The sequence below is a fragment of the Cytobacillus sp. OWB-43 genome (assembly GCF_034651445.1).
Taxonomy (GTDB): domain Bacteria; phylum Bacillota; class Bacilli; order Bacillales; family Cytobacillaceae; genus Cytobacillus; species Cytobacillus kochii.
Genome location: NZ_JAYEFF010000002.1, coordinates 150,256 through 166,429, shown reverse-complemented (window position 1 = coordinate 166,429; position 16,174 = coordinate 150,256). Strand labels below are relative to the sequence as shown.

Below are 16,174 nucleotides of genomic sequence, written 5' to 3'. Positions count from 1 at the left end.
AATGGAACAAATATGGAGTATTCGATTAATTCGTTTCGCTGCGATATTTGGAATAATAGGCACATTCATTGGCTCTCAAATGTCTGGGAATATGGATTATTCATTAAGGCCCATTCATGCACATATTCTGCTAGTAGGATGGCTATCTGTCTTTGCATGGGGAATTTTTTATCGTGTATATACAATTAAGTATAAAAAGCTTGTTTCTATCCACAGTATTTTGGGAATGATAGGGGCCTTCGGATTGACTATAGGGATGTGGATGTACAACCTAAATCCATTTAATTTAAATGACATTTTTGTGATGGTACTTTTTATTATTGGAGGAACATTACTATTGATGGCATTTTTATTATTCGTCCCTATTACTTTTCTTATTGAAAAACAGGATAAAGATTTATAACTCTTTTATTTTTATATAAAAGCGTTCTAGATATCGATTTAGGGCGCATTATTTTTATTGCAAGGCGTCAACTTTAGATGCATGGCAGCGTTGAATTCATTTGTCATTTCTCCTTTTTTATCACCTTGTGTTAGATTGATAGAATTAGATTAAGTTACTATCATAACATTTACCGAACCTGCTCCGTTACCTTAGCAACAGATTAATTTTCGACCTTCATTTCTATCCTCATGATAAAGTAACAAATAAACATAATATAAAAGTAATACCTGATAATGGTGTCATAATAAGCCTTTCTTTCTTGCTTCGAGATATTAGGTTTGCTATTGTATTAAAACCGAGGAATAGGGTAATAACCCATACTAATATGTTTGTAGGTAAAGAACTAAACCCATTCAAGACACCTGTATGTTGCAGAAAAACAAAGCCCATAAATAAGAGAATTATGGCATTTATTACACTCACAATACGTAATTTTTGGGGTAAAACCTTATAATAGCCACCCATTGCGTATTCACCTAATGGATAACCAAGTGAAAGTAATATTTGAAAGACTGATATGGATATAAAGATAATTGCTACAATAATTGATGATAGAGACGCGAATTCCATTTCCTTATCTTTCCTCCAAACTCTTTTTAGTTTTTCTTTTGGTTAAAGCACCCTGCACCAAGACGAAAAAGAGCTGACGATCCATTTTGATTCCACACTATTAATTCCTGGGCGCTCTTTTCAATGAATACCTCTTACCAAAACATATCTATTTTCCTACTAAAATTTATATTCTCTCTTGGCTAAAAATATCCTTGTTCAACTAACCTGCTCCATGAGTAGAAGGAAAATATTTAAAAAACTATTTTTTAAAAGAGACTTTATTTTATCTCTACACTGATTAGAGAACGTTGCAAAATGCGAATCACGCATTCGAGAGAGAAAGTTGAACTGAGAGTGGTGCAAAAGAAGAAACCTCCACAATTGATAAGGAGAATAATGAGCTAAAAGTGATAAACCGGTCATCAAAGAGCTATTCACACCTTGTCTACCACCAAATTCATTGCATTGATTTCAACAATAATCTTTTCGCATTTCCCCATTGCCCACAAGTAGTGCTTGGATGTATTCGCAGCAAAATAGCTATATAGATTGCTTGTTTTTGTCCATTTGTAATGCTTTTTGGTTATGATTTCTTCAGTGGTATGGGTCCTGATAATGTTCATGATTCGCTCATGGCTTAATTTACATTTCATGATTGCTTGGTTGAGTTTCATATCTTGGTAGTTTTCCCAAATTTGTTGATTAAGCGGTTGAATATCTCGCCACTTATACCCGGGTGCCGGCATGGATGGTGTATCTCCGGCCATGCCTTCTCTATACCAGCGTTCCAACATCGCATGCCATTCATATAGGTGCATAAGAATATCACGAAAATTTTTATCCCGCTCAGCTGTCTCGATAGAAAGGCTTCTTTTTCTTACAGGAACAGATTCAATCAGTTTCATTAATGAGTGGAAATGTTGTTCACTTTCCTGTATGAGGCGTTCCTTTGTATCATCCATTTCGGCCATATCCCTCCATTTTCAAATCTATTGTTGCACCCCGTAAATAATAATGCTTAAAAAAACACTAATAAATAAAGTAATCAGCCAGTCTCTTTTTCTTGTCATTTTCAACAGAATATTAAGCACAGCACTAATGAGAAATAGAATAAGAAAAATAATAAAAACGTATATTAATTCCATAGTATACCCCTATAGACGATATTTTGTATGAAAACAATCATATGTATGAACATCACAATGGCGCAAAATAAAGCGATCCCTTTATGACCTTGTTGAAATAGAGTAATAGTCATAATAAGTAACATCAACCCTAATAGCAGTAACGACAATGGCTGCAATGTGAAATCTTCCGTTATGAAAATATATGTAATGGTAATTAAAGCGAGAATAGATAAGATCATTTGTAGAATTTTAAGCACACTTTCTCTCCATTCTTAAATTCTTATTAAGGCAGAAAAAAGATTCTTCTACTACAAAAATAATAACAAATATTTCCTTGTTTTACATGATAATATTTTTAAAGTTTGAAAAAATGTGTATGTTCAGTCCATAAAGTCAATAATTGTACAAATTACCTTGTAATACGATGTACATCGTATTACAATATATTTAGCGACTTTCCAAATAAAGGAGAAACAGAATGGACAAAGAAATCATGAAGGGTAGTATTGATATTTTATTGCTTTCATTATTATCTAAAAAAAATATGTACGGATATGAGATGGTGAAGAGCTTAAAGGAAAACAGTCATGAGTTGTATAACATGAGTGAAGGGACATTGTATCCGGCTTTAAAGAGGCTGGAGAAGAATGGCTGGATTGAAGCGTATTGGGAAGATTCACAGCTTGGTGGTCGAAGGAAGTATTATCAATTAACAAACGGGGGAAAAACAGAATTAAGTAGGAAACTAGGCGAGTGGCAAAAAGTGAATGATTTGATTAACGTAACAACGGAGGGGCTCAAGTGGACAAAGAGATTGAATCCTATATCAACCAAATTGTAAATACAATTGATTGTGATCATGTTGAAAAACAAGAGATCATTGATGAAATGAAAGACCATATTTTTTTACTGAAACAAGAACATAGGCAAAATGGCAAGAGTGAAAAAGAGGCCGTACAGTTGGCTCTAGCTGATTTTGGCAATCAGAAAAGTATTGCACATGGTTATAATCAATCTATCTTCCCATTCTATCGGCTCTATAAAGTGAGTAGCTGGTTGCTGTTTTCATTGTTTACGCTAGTCGTCTTATGGCAGTTAATTATCGGTCGGCTCTTGGAGAGAGTAATGAATTACGCTAATGGTTATGTAGATAATTTTTATTTTTTCTCAAGAGAAGCACAAATGAGCTTTTTTAACTTTAATTTATCTGAATGGGGCATGAATGTAAATATTATTCCTTTTAAAACGACAATCACCTATCTTTTAGGTGCTGATCGCTTTAATTTGGATATTATTATCACTAACACAATTGGAAATATCCTTATTTTTCTGCCATTAGGATTATTGCTCCCGGTGCTTTTTAAACATTGTCGTCTTTTTTCAGTCGTAACCATCACGGCCATTACTGCGAGTTTTTCTATTGAGCTTCTACAGTTTTTCTTGCAGGTCGGCCAGTTTGATATTGATGATATTATCCTCAATACGATGGGTGCAATGGTAGGTTACTTGATGTTTAAAACGATCTTTAAGGTGAATTTGTTCATAAAGGAAGCTAATTTAAAACTGAATAAAGGATAAAAGAAGAGTTGGTTCGAGTTTACGAACCAACTCTTTTTAGGTATTTATTCTCAAAAATTAGATTTTTCATAAATAAACGTTTCTAAACGAGCTTGAAAAGTGTATAATTACACTAAATTAAACAAAATGAGGTATAAGATGATTGTGATCATTTGTTTACTTCTTGGCTCGGTATTGGCCATTTTTGGTCAAGATTTTGCTTATTCCCTTCATGCCATTTTGCCTAATGTTTATCCACTCACTTTTTTAGCAATCGTAACGATAAGCAGTTATTTATTTTATATGCTAGCGATTGCGATAACATTTTACAGAGTAATTAAACATAAAATGAAGGTAAAATACTTGGAGATTCTTGGAGTGGTAGTTATTATAAGCTTCATCATGTCAATCTGGTCAACTTTTGTGTTAGCCATGTGGTGGAGTTAAGAAAGGTGGAGGTTATATTGTCGAGTGATGAAGAGTTGATGGTAGAAAAGGCGAAAAAGACAAGTAATAAAGTGAAAGAAGAAAGAAAAGAAGGGGAACCATCAGCAGCTTTTAAAGGTGCTTCATGGGCAGCCCTATTAGTAGGTGTGACTGCTTATATAATTGGTCTATTTAATGCTGCAATGGAACTCAATGAGAAGGGCTATTATTTTGCTGTTCTAATATTTGGATTGTATGCCGCTGTTTCTTTACAAAAGGCGGTAAGAGACAAGGAAGATGGTATTTCTGTGACGGGTATTTATTACGGGATCAGTTGGTTCGCTTTAATTGTCGCCGTTTCATTAATGGCCATTGGGTTATATAACGCTGGTAGTATTATTCTAAGTGAAAAGGGATTTTATGCGATGGCTTTTGTCCTTAGCTTATTTGCAAGTGTCGCAGTGCAAAAGAATATTCGTGATACGCAAGCTGCAAGGGATCGAGAATAATAGAGGAAAAAAGGGAAAATGCAGTAAATATAGCTATCTATTGCTTTTCCCTACAGTCCGAAACAAAAAGGGGTGTATGAATGCCATCAGAAGATAGAAAGAAAAAGGAAGAGAACCAACCCACAGTTACGCTAAATGATAGCATCAATAAAAGTCAGAGTCCGTCCCCTGATGTAAGTGGGATGGGCTGGAAGGATTTACTCTTACTCGTAATCATTGTTATTGGGGGTTTTTTCTTTTATCAGTGGTTCTTTTGATACTGGGAAAAGTAGCTCTCGATAGAAACCTTTATTTTCCCTGTGTTAACAAATAGCGTCTAATCGGTGGTGGGTATTCAATAAACAAACAATATTCGAACAGTTAATGGAAAAAAGGGAAAATCTATATCATCCCATGCCTTTTGAAGACTTAACAAAGATCTATAATGATTTTGGTGATTCATATCCATTAGAAGATTTATCTGCAGATTTAAATACATACTGGATGAATATAGCAGGTAGTCTAAGTTACATTGCCAATAACCGCATAGATCAGCTTTCACAAAGGCAAGTATCATTATTGACATCCAACTTTTTTGAGCATTTCCCTACATATGAATTTTTAAAATGGATAATGAGAAATTATCCTCATTTTTTAGATGAATATAGGATGTACGATGAGGTACGTGTGTTACTGTTAACGTATTTGGTGGAGTAGAAGTTAATGAATATGGAAACAAATTTTTATTAGCTGAAATTTCAGTTTATGCTATTAGTTGTTTCTTATATATTTAGGTACATAAAGAGTGGCTATAGGAAAATGTGTCCTATATACTAATTAAGCAATAAGATTTTCATTTAGTTGGGAGTAGAAGCCATGGGGTTTGGGGATATGTTTTCATTGGTGAATGGAATCATAATATTGACATTTGTTCTTATCATTCCTACCTTACTTATCATTGTATTTGTAGCAGCGAGTAAGGTCATTAAAAGGTATTTAAAAAACGGAGAATTGATGGAGGAGAAATTAAGAATGGAGCTTGATGAAAGGCAGAAACTAGAGCATCGTGTAACGGAGCTAGAAAATCAATTGAAGATGAAGCAAAAATAAAGTAAACCGTTATTTTGCAATAACGGCTTAAAGGTGTTCAAGTCATTTTTATCAATACTCCCCCTATTGCGCCAGCTAAAACAATGAGCCACGGGGGGAGTTTCCAATAAACCAACATAAAGAATAATATAGCTGCTAAGGAAAAATCTAATGGCGTAATAATAGCACTCGTCCATATGGGCATATAAAAGGCTGATATTAGTATTCCAACAACAGCAGCGTTAATGGCAATAAATGCTCCTCTTATGTGATGATTCTTCCTTAATGCATGCCAAAAAGGTAAGACACCATAGATAAGTAGTATGGCAGGTAAAAAGATAGAAAATGTTGCAATCATGCCTCCTAACCAACCATTCATATCAGCGCCAATAAATGCTGCGAAGGTAAATAGTGGACCAGGCACAGCCTGTGCAGCGGCATAACCAGATAAAAAGGCTTCCTCACTAATGAATCCAGTAGGAACAAATTCTCTTTCTAATAAGGGAAGAACTACATGTCCTCCTCCAAATACCAATGCCCCAGCCCGGTAGAAACTGTCAACCATACTTAGCCAAGTACTTGAAATTATACTGTTTAAAATCGGAAGGATGGTTAAAAGCCCGAAAAATAAACTTAAACAAACCAATCCTACCTTCTTTGAAAATGGTACTTGTAATGATAAACCGTCATGCTCCTCTTTTTTACTAAACATAAAATAACCAAGCAATCCAGCTACCAGAATGACCCCAATCTGCGATAGGTTATGGGGAATAAGTAAGGTAATTAATAGCGCGAATAAAGCGATTGATTTTCGAGTCAAGTCAGGGGTTAAACTCTTAGCCATCCCTAAAATGGCATGAGCAACAATGACTACAGCAACTATTTTCAACCCTTGGATGATGCCAAATTCCATTAGACCAAGCTGTTGAGCAAAATAAGCGAATAAAATAAGAGCAATGACTGAGGGCATTGTAAAGCCAATAAAAGATACAATCCCACCTAAAACGCCACCTCTCATGACACCAATGCCAATTCCGACTTGACTGCTTGCAGGGCCGGGTAGAAATTGACTTAATGCTACGAGATCAGCATAACTTTTTTCGTCCATCCATTTTCTTTTTCGAACATATTCCTGATGAAAATAACCTAAATGTGCGACTGGTCCACCAAAAGAAGTGAAACCAAGTCTTGTTGATACAATGAAAATCTCAAGTAGTTTTTTAAAGTATTGCATGCAGGACTCCTTTACTCTTTAATTTCTTTGAATAATTCATAGGCCTTTGCTCTTGCTTCAATTAAAATAGCTTCACCTTTTTCAGTAATGCGATAATATTTTCTTATTTTTCCATCTACCAATTGGTCTTCTTTTAGCAACAAACCATCAGCTTCCATTCCGTGGAATATAGGGTATAGAGTACCTGCACTAATGGTATAACCATGTTCTCTTAATTCGTCTAACATCCAGCTTCCATATATGGGATGCTCTTTGGCATGATGTAAAATATGAATATGGATAAAGCCTAAAAATAACTTTCTTAATATCTTATTGTTTTCCAACCATAAGGACTCCCTTTGTTTTCTAATAACGATATCGGTTTTCGATAACAATATTAATATAAAAGACTTTAGATGTAAATAATTAATAAATGAAAATTAACTTTGACTACTTATTGTTTTTTCTGATAATATAAATATGTTAAAACAAAATATATAAAAAATTACGGTCATGTGTTGACGTGAGACCTCATAAATACATTAGCTAATGTTTAGTTAATGGGTATTTATGAGGTCTTTTTTATTTGAAAAGGAGAGATTGGATGTCTAAGAAGAGAAGAATGCGTCGAATATTTGCTGAAGACGGTAAAGCATTAGTGCTTGCCCTAGATGGCTATTACTTTTCTAACAAAACAGAGGGGATTGATAGGGCCATTCATGTGTTACCTCAAATGGTAAACCAAGGTTTAGATGCCATATTAGTTACTTACGGAATGGCCAATATCTATGAGGAAGAGTTTCCAGATGTAGGGATGCTTTTGCGAGTGGATATGTCGAGTAAAATTTATGATCCAAGTGTACCGTATACACAAGCTGCTTTTTCAGTTGAAGATGCAGTGCGCTTAGGAGCAGATGGGGTCATTTCTATGACTTTCCCTGGTGCTGAAAATGAGGAAGTAGCTCATGATATTGCTTTGAAATTAGCGAAAGAAGCAGATCACTGGCAGATGCCTTATATGTGTGAAACATTACCTTATGGTTATGCTGTAACAAATGAGGCTTCCAAAAGTCCTGACGTTATTGCTACTGCTGCTAGACTAGGAACGGAACTAGGTGCAGATATTATAAAAACTAGATTTACTGGTACAAAAGATGATCAGTTAATTATTCAAGCTGCTAAACGGCCTGTATTAGCATTAGGCGGGCCTAAAACAAATGATTTTCAAGAATATCTTGAATTTGTTCATCATTGTATGAGTGTGGGAGCGAAAGGAGTAGCGGTAGGGAGAAACGTAACGCAAAATGAACATCCTGTTGCTGCTATAGCGGCACTCCATACGATTATTCATAAAGGTGGCACTGTTGCCGATGCCTATCAGGATTATAAGGCATTAAGCCAAAGATAGGATCATAGACTTGAAGTAGAACAGATTGACACTATTATGTAAGCGTTTTACGATAAAATTATCAAAAAATAGAAGGTGTCATATGTTTAATGAAAAAACAGTTATCCCATCCATTCGACAGTTAAAATATTTAGATGATGCTTTAAAGAGTCAGTCACCATTTATATTGTTATCTGATGTTCATATTGGGAACTTAGGTCAATTAACAAAAAGATGCCATGAACATAATAAAAAGGTACTTGTTCATATTGATTTAGTCGAAGGGTTAACAAAGGATGCAAAAGGAGTAAAGTGGTTGAAGGATTTATTTAAAGTGGATGGGGTCATTTCACCTAATCAGCGTGTACTTCAACAAGCGAGGAAGATAGGATTAATAGCAATCTATCGAATTTTTCTATTGGATTCACGTTCTTTTGAACAATCTCTCAGTGCTTTAAATGGATCGCAATTCGATGCAGTAGAAGTCTTACCAGGTCCATTTGCAACACAGTATATTAAACGTATTAGAGAGGTTTTACCACATACACCTTTGTTGGCAGGTGGATTTATTGATCAAAAAGAACAACTTGATTCTGTTTTTAAAGCTGGCTTTTTGGCTGTAACAACTAGTCAATCTTCTTTATGGTTATTTTGACAACAAAATAGATTTGAGGGTTCAGTGTCCATGAGAAATAACCCCCATAAGGAATTGGTATGTCTAGTACCGTTTCTTTGTGGGGGATTTTTTATTTAAAAAAAGTTTAGGGGGAGCGTTATGGAGCTTATAAATTGGGTTATTGATTTAGGTCCATCTGTCATGATGCCGATTATTTTCTTTCTATTGGCACTATGCTTTAGGGTACCTATTGGTAAAGCGTTTAAAGCAGCCATGCTAGTTGGGATTGGTTTTGTGGGTATTAATCTCATTATTACCTTATTGCTTGAAAGCATTGGACCAGCAGCAGAATCAATGGTTGAGCGTTTTAATTTGAACTTAACGATTATAGACCCAGGCTGGCCAGTAGCTGCAGCAATTGGTTGGGGGTCACCAATAGTGCCATTCGCTGTTTTTGGGCTTATACTAGTAAATATAATTTTGCTTTTCTTGAAGGCAACAAAAACAGTGAATATTGATATCTTTAATTTTTGGATTTTTATGATTGTTGGCGCAATTGTTTACACGCTATCAGGGAATATTTGGTTAGGAGTTATAGCATCGATTGTCCATTTTCTGGTAACACTCTATATCGCTGATAAGACGGCTTCACGTATACAAGAAGATTATCAATTAAAAGGGATTTCATTTCCGCATGGGACCACAGCCATTTTTGTTCCTGTAGGTATAGCGATTAATTGGATCATAGAAAGAATTCCAGGTTTAAGGGATGTAAAGGCAGATCCTGAAACGGTTACAAAGAAGTTTGGGATATTTGGAGAGCCCATGACATTGGGCGCATTAATTGGAACATTATTGGGGATTTTAGCTGGTTTCGATGTAGCTGCTGTCCTGACTCTTGGTATAACGGTTGCGGCAGTAATGGTTCTACTACCTAAAATGGTCGATGTGCTTGTGGAAGGATTAAATATTATTAGAGAAGCTGCCGAGGCGTTTTTAAAAAGAAGGTTCCCAGATCGAGAGTTTTATATTGCGATGGACACGGCATTATTGATTGCAAGACCGTCGGTGTTAGCTACGGGTTTACTAATGATACCAACGACATTATTACTTGCTGTTATTTTACCAGGTAATCGTTTATTGCCATTCACTGATTTGGCATCGCTTTCATTTCTGTTTGCCATGTGTGCGCCCTACCTTAAACAAAATATGGTGAGATTATATATTACCGGAATAGCGATTATGACATTAGTGCTCTATATAGGGACCGATATTGCTGCTGGATTTACAGAAGCTGCTAACCTATCTAATGTCGCTTTACCTAGTAGTTTTCATAAAGAGACTGAGCTTGCTAATCTTGTTGGGGGAGCGACCACCCCGTTAGGGTGGATAATTATTAAGATTGCTGGATTATTATCTTAGGGGGTAGAACAATGGAGAAGTATATTATGGGAATCGATAATGGAGGTACGATCACAAAAGCAGCATTATATACTTTGGGTGGCAAAGAAGTTGGCATAGCATCTAAGAAGACAAAAATGATTATGCCAAAACCCTATCATACAGAGCGTGATATGTATGAGTTATGGGAAGCGAATCTAGCAGTCATTCGAGAGTTAATTAATCATTGTTCAATTGATACAAGTAAAATTGTTGGTCTTGCGATTACTGGACATGGGAATGGTTTATATCTTTCAGATAAAAAAGGAGAGCCAGTGTATAACGGGATTATCTCAACAGATAATCGTGCCAAGAAATATATAGAAGAATGGTACGGCGATAGTAATTTTGAAGAAAAGGTGCTACCAAAGACAATGCAATCTGTTTGGGCGGGTCAGCCTGTAGCATTACTGCGATGGTTAAAGGATTACCAACCATCTGTTATAGAAGAAGCAGATTATATATTTACAGTGAAAGATTATGTACGTTTTAAATTAACGGGCGAAGCTTTTTTAGAACTAACAGATGTCTCAGGAACAAATTTGTTAAATGTCCGTGACCGCTGTTATGATCAACAATTATTATCCTTTTTTGGTATCGACGATCTCATTGATAAATTGCCACCACTTAAACAGTCAACAGATTATTGTGGGGCCATTACTAAAGAGATTGCTGAAATGACAGGGTTACAGGAAGGAACGCCTGTAGCAGGTGGGATTTTTGATATTGCAGCTTCGGCAGTTGCCTCTGGTTTGGTAAAAGAAGACCGATTAGCGATTGTTGCAGGTACATGGAGTATAAATGAATATATTACGAAAAAACCAGTTATTGATCGTGAACTATTTATGACATCGATTTACTGCTTGGATGACTATTGGCTAACCACGGAAGCAAGCCCAACCTCAGCAAGTAACCTGGAGTGGTTTATTGATCATTTTATGATAGAGGAAAAACAACAATGTGCACTGACAGGACAATCGATTTATGATATTTGCAATGAGTTGGTGGAAGAAACGACACCAGAGGAGAGTCAGCTTGTATTCTTTCCGTTTTTATTCGGTTCGAATACAGTGCCACATGCGACATCATGCTTTATTGGAATGAATAGTTGGCATGAAAAGAAACATTTTATTCAAGCTGTTTATGAGGGGATTGTTTTTGGACATATCTATCATATTGAAAGATTATTAAAATATATTGAAAAACCTGAAGCCTCTAGAATAGCTGGCGGTGTGACAAAATCTGATGTGTGGTTACAGATATTTGCTGATAGCTTGCAAATACCATTAGAAATTGTTGAAGTAAAAGAACATGGAACGCTGGGAACTGCGATGTGTGCAGCCGTTATGAATGGGGACTACGAATCAATTAAAGAAGCGGCTGAAGCAATGGTGAAAGTGAATCGTATGATTCAACCTCGCCCTGAGAACAAGGCAATCTATGAAAAAAAATATCAACAATATAAACAGACACTAGCGAAAATGGAAGAGGTATGGAAGGTAGGGATATAAGAATGGATTTAGGTTTAAGAGGAAAAACAGCTGTTGTGACCGGCGCCTCTCGTGGCGTAGGCAAAGAGATTGCTAGAACCATCGGTAAAGAGGGGGCGAATGTGGTCCTTACTTACCAAGGGAACAGAGAACAAGCAGAGGCAGTAGTTAAAGAGATACAAGGATATGGACAAAAATCAGTGGCCATTCAACTCGACCTTTCGAATGAGAAAGCAGTAGCAGAGTTAATGGAAAAGGCAAGTGAACGGATAGAGGAATCGATTGATATTTTAGTGAATAATGCTGCAGTATGGCCAACCAATTATATTAAAGATATGTCCTTACAAGAATGGCAGAAGACAATCGGAATTAATCTTGATAGTGTGTTTCTAACTTCACAAGGGTTTATAAAACACTGTTTATTTCATAAGAAAAGTGGTCGTATCCTCAATATTACGTCACAGGCAGCGTTTTATGGCTCAACAACAGGTCATTCACACTATGCAGCTAGTAAGTCTGGGATGATTGCGTTTGCGATTTCACTTGCTAGAGAACATGCAAAGGATGATATTACAGTTAATAACTTGGCACTCGGTATTGTAGAAACCGATATGATTAAAGATTCCTTGCAGCAAAAAGGTGATTATTATGTCAATCGAATTCCAGTTGGGAGAGTAGCAAAACCAGAAGAAATGGCAGATATTGCAGCTTTTTTAGTATCAGAAAAATCTAAGTATATGACCGGGGCGACAGTTGATGCTACTGGTGGAATGTTAATGAGATAAGGAGAGAAGCACAGATGAAATGCTTAGCAATTGCGGATTTATTTATTACGAAGGAAATGATGGAACAAGGATTAAAAACTTTAATAGATAACGGTATCGAGCTGGCGATTCGAGAATGGCGGCATGAGAGTTTAGAAGCGTTGCAAAAGGATAATCTTGCTATTGAGCAACAAGGTAGTGAAGCAGTATGTTTACCAGAAAACTTATATGACGATATCAATCAGTATGAGGTGATTATTACACAATTTGCACCAATTGGTCAAAAAGTGATCGAGAAAGCCACAAATCTTAAATTGATAGGGGTTTTACGTGGAGGTGTAGAAAATATTCACATTAATGAGGCTAAAGCAAGAGGGGTAGAAGTGATTAATACACCCGGTAGAAATGCAAGAAGTGTAGCTGAATTTACGGTGGGGATGATTCTATCTGAAATTCGAAATATTGCCCGTTCACATGCTGCCTTAAAACAAGGAGATTGGCGCAAAGATTTTAGTAATGCTGATTTCGTACCAGAATTAGAAGATAGAACAATAGGAATCATTGGCTATGGTCATATTGGGCAACTTGTTGGCAAATTTCTAAGTGGGTTTGATACTAGAATTATTTTCTATGATCCCTATTTTCAGGGGGAAACGGCTTTTGAACAAGTAGATTTAGAAACTATATTGTCAGATTCAGATGTTGTGACTCTACATGGGAGATTAACGGAGGAAACGAAGCATCTTATCGGGTATGAACAGTTAGCGATGATGAAAAGTACTGCTGTTCTTATCAATACAGCTAGATCAGGACTAGTATGTGAAGAAGATCTTATTCGAGCATTAAATGAGAAACAAATTGCTGGTGCAGCGATTGATACTTTTGACCATGAACCTTTAGGAGAGGCAAGTCCGTTTTTAGATCTTGATAATGTAACAATTACTGCACATTTAGCTGGGAGCACAATAGACGCTTTTAAAAATACGCCAAAAAAGTTAGCTAAATCGATTGTACAATGGAAAGAAAGTCAGAAAGCATAAGAAAGTTTATATTCGAAAGAGGAAGTCGGGCTTGTTATGTTTAAGGGCAGCCCGACTTTAACTTTTAATATAAAATAGTTGCTTTATTTCACCCGCAAAACTTGCCCAGGATAAATCGTATAATTAGCGTCTAATCCATTCCAGCTTCGAATTTGTGCAATTGTGCTTCCATACCTTTGAGATAAGGCGTAGACAGTATCTCCGCTGACAACTGTATGATAGATAGCTCCTCCTGATGGAACCAGGTTGAAGGCACGTACGAGTCCATTTACATGTCCCTGGGCAATGGCTTGAATAAATGACGCTTGTTTTAATTTGTTGGCATCAGCAACTGTGTCAATAAAACCGTTCTCTGTTAAAATAGCAGGCATATTGCTTTCTCTTAATACGTGAAAATTGGCTTGCTTTCTCCCACGATCGGCGAAGTTAACGACTTTCATTATTTCTTCATGGATGATATTTTGATAGGTTGTTGTAGGTGTGCCGGATCCAGGATAGATATAATCCTCATAGCCAGTACCGCCACCGGCATTAATATGAATGGATAAGAAGTAATTGGCCCCCCAAGCGTTGGCATCGTTTGTTCTTTGGGCAAGAGAAACGGTTTGGTCACCTGTTCGACTCATTCGTACCTCAGCATTACTATATCCTAATAATAAATCTCTTACCTTTGTAGCTATTTGTAGTGTAAGGTTCTTTTCCTGTAAACCATTACCTACTGCTCCAGGGTCAGTACCACCATGACCAGGATCGATATATATTTTTACCATATGAAAATACCTCCTTTTCTAATAGTTTTATGCAAAGGATGCATTTAGTGCTTGTACACTTAAACTACTTTTTAACCATTTGATTGATTCGCACAAGGAAGGTTGGTAGGAAGAGGTAGATTCTAAACAAGGCCATTAAAGAGGTATGGAGATATTTAGCTTATAAAAGCGGGAATGACTATGCTGTCAAAGAGAGAAGAGGAGACTTTCGTCTAATAGGAATGTTAAGACATGGGAACGTGAAGAAGAGCAGTAGGAGTTACTGCTCTTCTTCACGTTCCACAATTTGATAACCTAATTTTTTTAGTCCATCTTCAATACTTCTGACAAATGTTACTTCTAAATCTTGGAATTGGTCTCTCATTCTTGTTGAGCTAGCAAGTGCTGTTGGAATACCAGAAAGCATTACCTTCACGCCCATAAGTTTAAGAGCCGAGACTAATCGATTAAGTGCATCAGAAAATTCATAATTAGAGATTTGCATTTCAGATAAGTCAATGAGAAAAGAAGAAATTTTATGGCTTAATGTATAATTTAATGTATCTTCAAGAATTTTTCTTTCCCTTTTATCGTTGACGTTGCCTTGTAGTGCCAAGATAGCAATCCCTTTTGATATCGGAATAATGGGTACGCTGAGTAAATCAATATCTTCATAAAGGTCATCGAGTTCAATAATATAGGAGAGGACATCGGCAATGGACAGGACCATTTCCACTTGTTCATTGGTAAAGGTTTTTTCATCTTTATCCATTAAACAGAGCGTGCCGAAGTTTGATCCATCTGTGCGATTTAACGGAACCCCAATAAAGGCTTTCACACCAAGCTCATCGGTGATTTTTCGCTTTTTTGTTTCTTCATCAGCCATTAAATTCATCACGGTTTTCGCAGGTTCATTATTTTCTAATACAAGTTTGCAATTCGATTCTTGATAATCAACAGCAATATCGTCTGGTATGATAAATTCCACTTTATTATAGGAATTAATAACAGTCATTTTATTGCCTACTTTTTTGGCTATATATGCAGAATTGACATCTAAGTTTTTAGTTAACAACTCAAATAATTTAGTAGACGTATCCACTAGAGATTGGTAAACTGTTTTATCCTTTACTTTACTGATCATCGAACATCTCTCCAAAATTGATTGATACTATAATTTTAGCATAAAAATAGAATCACTGATTACAGATGCAAGAACTTAATTCTTTTCGCACTTCATCAATTCTTCTTCAAAGAAAAATGTACCAGGATATTTATTAACGACATAAGAGTATCTTTTCATATTTTTTACATACTGGCTTTTTGATATAATCACTTGCTCTTTCGTCCTTTTTATATTTACCATTTCCCCGATACGAAACATTTCTACGCTCATAATCTCAATCCCTTTCATTAGTGAAGATAATGTGTCCTTACCGTTAATGAAAAAAAGACTCCTAGATGGAGTCTTTTTTTCTATAGTAATTATGCTTTGTTAACGTTAGCTGCTTGAAGACCACGTTGACCTTGTTCGATGTCAAATGTTACTTTTTGACCTTCGTCTAAAGATTTGAAGCCTTCGCTTTGAATTGCGCTGAAATGTACGAATACATCTTCTCCGCCTTCTTGCTCGATAAATCCAAAACCTTTTTCTGCGTTAAACCATTTTACTGTACCTGTTTCCATGTTATCGTCTCCTGTTGTGGGGTTACCACAAATGTATTACTACCCTTGTTCAAACATACGATTTTAAGACAAAAAATTCCTTAGAAGAGATTTCCTCTCTCTCAA

Annotated in this window: 24 protein-coding genes; 14 read left to right on the top strand and 10 right to left on the bottom strand. The window is 36.1% G+C overall.

Annotated elements, in window-relative coordinates:
- The first annotated feature begins 1 nt into the window (after window position 1).
- Entirely contained in the window at window positions 2-403 is a 402-nt protein-coding gene (locus tag U9M49_RS10670; protein ID WP_307316089.1) for a hypothetical protein, read from the top strand.
- 228 nt (window positions 404-631) lie between these two features.
- On the opposite strand, the gene U9M49_RS10665 is transcribed toward U9M49_RS10670, so the two are convergent.
- The 4 genes from U9M49_RS10665 to U9M49_RS10650 form a co-directional block, all read right to left on the bottom strand.
- Window positions 632-1,015 (bottom strand): hypothetical protein, encoded by a 384-nt coding sequence (locus tag U9M49_RS10665; RefSeq protein ID WP_307316088.1) that lies wholly within the window; start codon window positions 1,013-1,015, stop codon window positions 632-634.
- 416 nt (window positions 1,016-1,431) lie between these two features.
- Complete coding sequence (locus tag U9M49_RS10660) at window positions 1,432-1,959, bottom strand: ClbS/DfsB family four-helix bundle protein (protein WP_307316087.1); 528 nt, start codon at window positions 1,957-1,959, stop codon at window positions 1,432-1,434.
- A gap of 27 nt (window positions 1,960-1,986) precedes the next feature.
- Window positions 1,987-2,142: a hypothetical protein gene (locus U9M49_RS10655; protein ID WP_180316918.1), complete on the bottom strand. Its 156-nt coding sequence runs from the start codon at window positions 2,140-2,142 to the stop codon at window positions 1,987-1,989.
- The gene (locus tag U9M49_RS10650; RefSeq protein WP_322909759.1) at window positions 2,133-2,381 is read right to left on the bottom strand and encodes a hypothetical protein; all 249 of its coding nucleotides are present in this window, start codon (window positions 2,379-2,381) and stop codon (window positions 2,133-2,135) included. Before U9M49_RS10650 ends, U9M49_RS10655 begins: the two co-directional genes overlap by 10 nt.
- Before the next feature lie 221 nt (window positions 2,382-2,602).
- On the opposite strand from U9M49_RS10650, the gene U9M49_RS10645 reads away from it, so the two are divergent.
- From U9M49_RS10645 to U9M49_RS10615, 7 genes are all read left to right on the top strand, one after another.
- Entirely contained in the window at window positions 2,603-2,965 is a 363-nt protein-coding gene (locus U9M49_RS10645; RefSeq protein ID WP_307316080.1) for a PadR family transcriptional regulator, read from the top strand.
- Window positions 2,926-3,702 carry a VanZ family protein gene (locus U9M49_RS10640; RefSeq protein WP_322909758.1) on the top strand — a complete coding sequence of 259 codons (777 nt, stop codon included), beginning with the start codon at window positions 2,926-2,928 and terminating at the stop codon, window positions 3,700-3,702. The genes U9M49_RS10645 and U9M49_RS10640 overlap by 40 nt, the downstream gene beginning before the upstream one ends.
- Window positions 3,703-3,840: 138 nt before the next feature.
- Complete coding sequence (locus tag U9M49_RS10635; protein WP_095371712.1) at window positions 3,841-4,128, top strand: hypothetical protein; 288 nt, start codon at window positions 3,841-3,843, stop codon at window positions 4,126-4,128.
- A gap of 38 nt (window positions 4,129-4,166) precedes the next feature.
- Entirely contained in the window at window positions 4,167-4,616 is a 450-nt protein-coding gene (gene yiaA, locus U9M49_RS10630; protein ID WP_411675023.1) for an inner membrane protein YiaA, read from the top strand.
- A gap of 80 nt (window positions 4,617-4,696) precedes the next feature.
- A complete protein-coding gene (locus U9M49_RS10625) occupies window positions 4,697-4,873 on the top strand; it encodes a DUF6366 family protein (protein ID WP_095371714.1) in 177 nt (58 codons plus the stop codon).
- Between the two features lie 106 nt (window positions 4,874-4,979).
- Complete coding sequence (locus U9M49_RS10620) at window positions 4,980-5,312, top strand: YxiJ family protein (protein ID WP_095371715.1); 333 nt, start codon at window positions 4,980-4,982, stop codon at window positions 5,310-5,312.
- Window positions 5,313-5,471: 159 nt separating this feature from the next.
- A complete protein-coding gene (locus U9M49_RS10615) occupies window positions 5,472-5,705 on the top strand; it encodes a hypothetical protein (RefSeq protein WP_095371716.1) in 234 nt (77 codons plus the stop codon).
- 37 nt (window positions 5,706-5,742) lie between these two features.
- Here U9M49_RS10615 and chrA read toward each other — a convergent pair whose 3' ends face one another.
- Window positions 5,743-6,918, bottom strand: a complete 1,176-nt coding sequence (chrA, locus tag U9M49_RS10610) for a chromate efflux transporter (protein WP_322909757.1) — start codon at window positions 6,916-6,918, stop codon at window positions 5,743-5,745.
- Window positions 6,919-6,929: 11 nt separating this feature from the next.
- Window positions 6,930-7,241, bottom strand: a complete 312-nt coding sequence (locus tag U9M49_RS10605) for a PadR family transcriptional regulator (RefSeq protein ID WP_180316920.1) — start codon at window positions 7,239-7,241, stop codon at window positions 6,930-6,932.
- 260 nt (window positions 7,242-7,501) lie between these two features.
- On the opposite strand from U9M49_RS10605, the gene U9M49_RS10600 reads away from it, so the two are divergent.
- From U9M49_RS10600 to U9M49_RS10575, 6 genes are all read left to right on the top strand, one after another.
- On the top strand, window positions 7,502-8,305 hold the full coding sequence (locus tag U9M49_RS10600) for a class I fructose-bisphosphate aldolase (RefSeq protein WP_095371718.1): 804 nt from the start codon (window positions 7,502-7,504) through the stop codon (window positions 8,303-8,305).
- A gap of 82 nt (window positions 8,306-8,387) precedes the next feature.
- Window positions 8,388-8,939 carry a glycerol-3-phosphate responsive antiterminator gene (locus U9M49_RS10595; protein WP_095371719.1) on the top strand — a complete coding sequence of 184 codons (552 nt, stop codon included), beginning with the start codon at window positions 8,388-8,390 and terminating at the stop codon, window positions 8,937-8,939.
- Between the two features lie 120 nt (window positions 8,940-9,059).
- A complete protein-coding gene (locus U9M49_RS10590) occupies window positions 9,060-10,322 on the top strand; it encodes a PTS galactitol transporter subunit IIC (RefSeq protein WP_322909756.1) in 1,263 nt (420 codons plus the stop codon).
- Between the two features lie 11 nt (window positions 10,323-10,333).
- Window positions 10,334-11,851: an FGGY-family carbohydrate kinase gene (locus U9M49_RS10585; protein ID WP_322909755.1), complete on the top strand. Its 1,518-nt coding sequence runs from the start codon at window positions 10,334-10,336 to the stop codon at window positions 11,849-11,851.
- A gap of 2 nt (window positions 11,852-11,853) precedes the next feature.
- Window positions 11,854-12,615: an SDR family NAD(P)-dependent oxidoreductase gene (locus tag U9M49_RS10580; protein WP_095371722.1), complete on the top strand. Its 762-nt coding sequence runs from the start codon at window positions 11,854-11,856 to the stop codon at window positions 12,613-12,615.
- Window positions 12,616-12,629: 14 nt separating this feature from the next.
- The gene (locus U9M49_RS10575; RefSeq protein WP_322909754.1) at window positions 12,630-13,634 is read left to right on the top strand and encodes a 2-hydroxyacid dehydrogenase; all 1,005 of its coding nucleotides are present in this window, start codon (window positions 12,630-12,632) and stop codon (window positions 13,632-13,634) included.
- Window positions 13,635-13,717: 83 nt separating this feature from the next.
- Here U9M49_RS10575 and U9M49_RS10570 read toward each other — a convergent pair whose 3' ends face one another.
- From U9M49_RS10570 to U9M49_RS10555, 4 genes are all read right to left on the bottom strand, one after another.
- Window positions 13,718-14,404 (bottom strand): N-acetylmuramoyl-L-alanine amidase, encoded by a 687-nt coding sequence (locus U9M49_RS10570; protein WP_095371724.1) that lies wholly within the window; start codon window positions 14,402-14,404, stop codon window positions 13,718-13,720.
- A gap of 259 nt (window positions 14,405-14,663) precedes the next feature.
- Window positions 14,664-15,527 carry a GAF domain-containing protein gene (locus tag U9M49_RS10565; RefSeq protein ID WP_322909753.1) on the bottom strand — a complete coding sequence of 288 codons (864 nt, stop codon included), beginning with the start codon at window positions 15,525-15,527 and terminating at the stop codon, window positions 14,664-14,666.
- A gap of 75 nt (window positions 15,528-15,602) precedes the next feature.
- Complete coding sequence (locus U9M49_RS10560) at window positions 15,603-15,779, bottom strand: hypothetical protein (protein WP_180316921.1); 177 nt, start codon at window positions 15,777-15,779, stop codon at window positions 15,603-15,605.
- Between the two features lie 89 nt (window positions 15,780-15,868).
- On the bottom strand, window positions 15,869-16,069 hold the full coding sequence (locus tag U9M49_RS10555; RefSeq protein ID WP_095371726.1) for a cold-shock protein: 201 nt from the start codon (window positions 16,067-16,069) through the stop codon (window positions 15,869-15,871).
- Between the last annotated feature and the right edge of the window lie 105 nt (window positions 16,070-16,174).

What these genes read in the sequence shown, in the direction of transcription:
- U9M49_RS10635 (WP_095371712.1), top strand. Translation starts at nt 3,841, where the DNA reads ATGATTGTGATCATTTGTTTACTTCTTGGCTCGGTATTGGCCATTTTT.
- U9M49_RS10575 (WP_322909754.1), top strand. Translation starts at nt 12,630, where the DNA reads ATGAAATGCTTAGCAATTGCGGATTTATTTATTACGAAGGAAATGATG.
- U9M49_RS10560 (WP_180316921.1), bottom strand. Translation starts at nt 15,779, where the DNA reads ATGAGCGTAGAAATGTTTCGTATCGGGGAAATGGTAAATATAAAAAGG.
- U9M49_RS10570 (WP_095371724.1), bottom strand. Translation starts at nt 14,404, where the DNA reads ATGGTAAAAATATATATCGATCCTGGTCATGGTGGTACTGACCCTGGA.
- yiaA (WP_411675023.1), top strand. Translation starts at nt 4,167, where the DNA reads ATGGTAGAAAAGGCGAAAAAGACAAGTAATAAAGTGAAAGAAGAAAGA.
- U9M49_RS10595 (WP_095371719.1), top strand. Translation starts at nt 8,388, where the DNA reads ATGTTTAATGAAAAAACAGTTATCCCATCCATTCGACAGTTAAAATAT.
- U9M49_RS10585 (WP_322909755.1), top strand. Translation starts at nt 10,334, where the DNA reads ATGGAGAAGTATATTATGGGAATCGATAATGGAGGTACGATCACAAAA.
- U9M49_RS10615 (WP_095371716.1), top strand. Translation starts at nt 5,472, where the DNA reads ATGGGGTTTGGGGATATGTTTTCATTGGTGAATGGAATCATAATATTG.
- U9M49_RS10660 (WP_307316087.1), bottom strand. Translation starts at nt 1,959, where the DNA reads ATGGATGATACAAAGGAACGCCTCATACAGGAAAGTGAACAACATTTC.
- U9M49_RS10665 (WP_307316088.1), bottom strand. Translation starts at nt 1,015, where the DNA reads ATGGAATTCGCGTCTCTATCATCAATTATTGTAGCAATTATCTTTATA.
- U9M49_RS10590 (WP_322909756.1), top strand. Translation starts at nt 9,060, where the DNA reads ATGGAGCTTATAAATTGGGTTATTGATTTAGGTCCATCTGTCATGATG.
- U9M49_RS10625 (WP_095371714.1), top strand. Translation starts at nt 4,697, where the DNA reads ATGCCATCAGAAGATAGAAAGAAAAAGGAAGAGAACCAACCCACAGTT.
- U9M49_RS10565 (WP_322909753.1), bottom strand. Translation starts at nt 15,527, where the DNA reads ATGATCAGTAAAGTAAAGGATAAAACAGTTTACCAATCTCTAGTGGAT.
- U9M49_RS10580 (WP_095371722.1), top strand. Translation starts at nt 11,854, where the DNA reads ATGGATTTAGGTTTAAGAGGAAAAACAGCTGTTGTGACCGGCGCCTCT.
- U9M49_RS10670 (WP_307316089.1), top strand. Translation starts at nt 2, where the DNA reads ATGGAACAAATATGGAGTATTCGATTAATTCGTTTCGCTGCGATATTT.
- chrA (WP_322909757.1), bottom strand. Translation starts at nt 6,918, where the DNA reads ATGCAATACTTTAAAAAACTACTTGAGATTTTCATTGTATCAACAAGA.
- U9M49_RS10600 (WP_095371718.1), top strand. Translation starts at nt 7,502, where the DNA reads ATGTCTAAGAAGAGAAGAATGCGTCGAATATTTGCTGAAGACGGTAAA.
- U9M49_RS10655 (WP_180316918.1), bottom strand. Translation starts at nt 2,142, where the DNA reads ATGGAATTAATATACGTTTTTATTATTTTTCTTATTCTATTTCTCATT.
- U9M49_RS10620 (WP_095371715.1), top strand. Translation starts at nt 4,980, where the DNA reads ATGGAAAAAAGGGAAAATCTATATCATCCCATGCCTTTTGAAGACTTA.
- U9M49_RS10555 (WP_095371726.1), bottom strand. Translation starts at nt 16,069, where the DNA reads ATGGAAACAGGTACAGTAAAATGGTTTAACGCAGAAAAAGGTTTTGGA.
- U9M49_RS10645 (WP_307316080.1), top strand. Translation starts at nt 2,603, where the DNA reads ATGGACAAAGAAATCATGAAGGGTAGTATTGATATTTTATTGCTTTCA.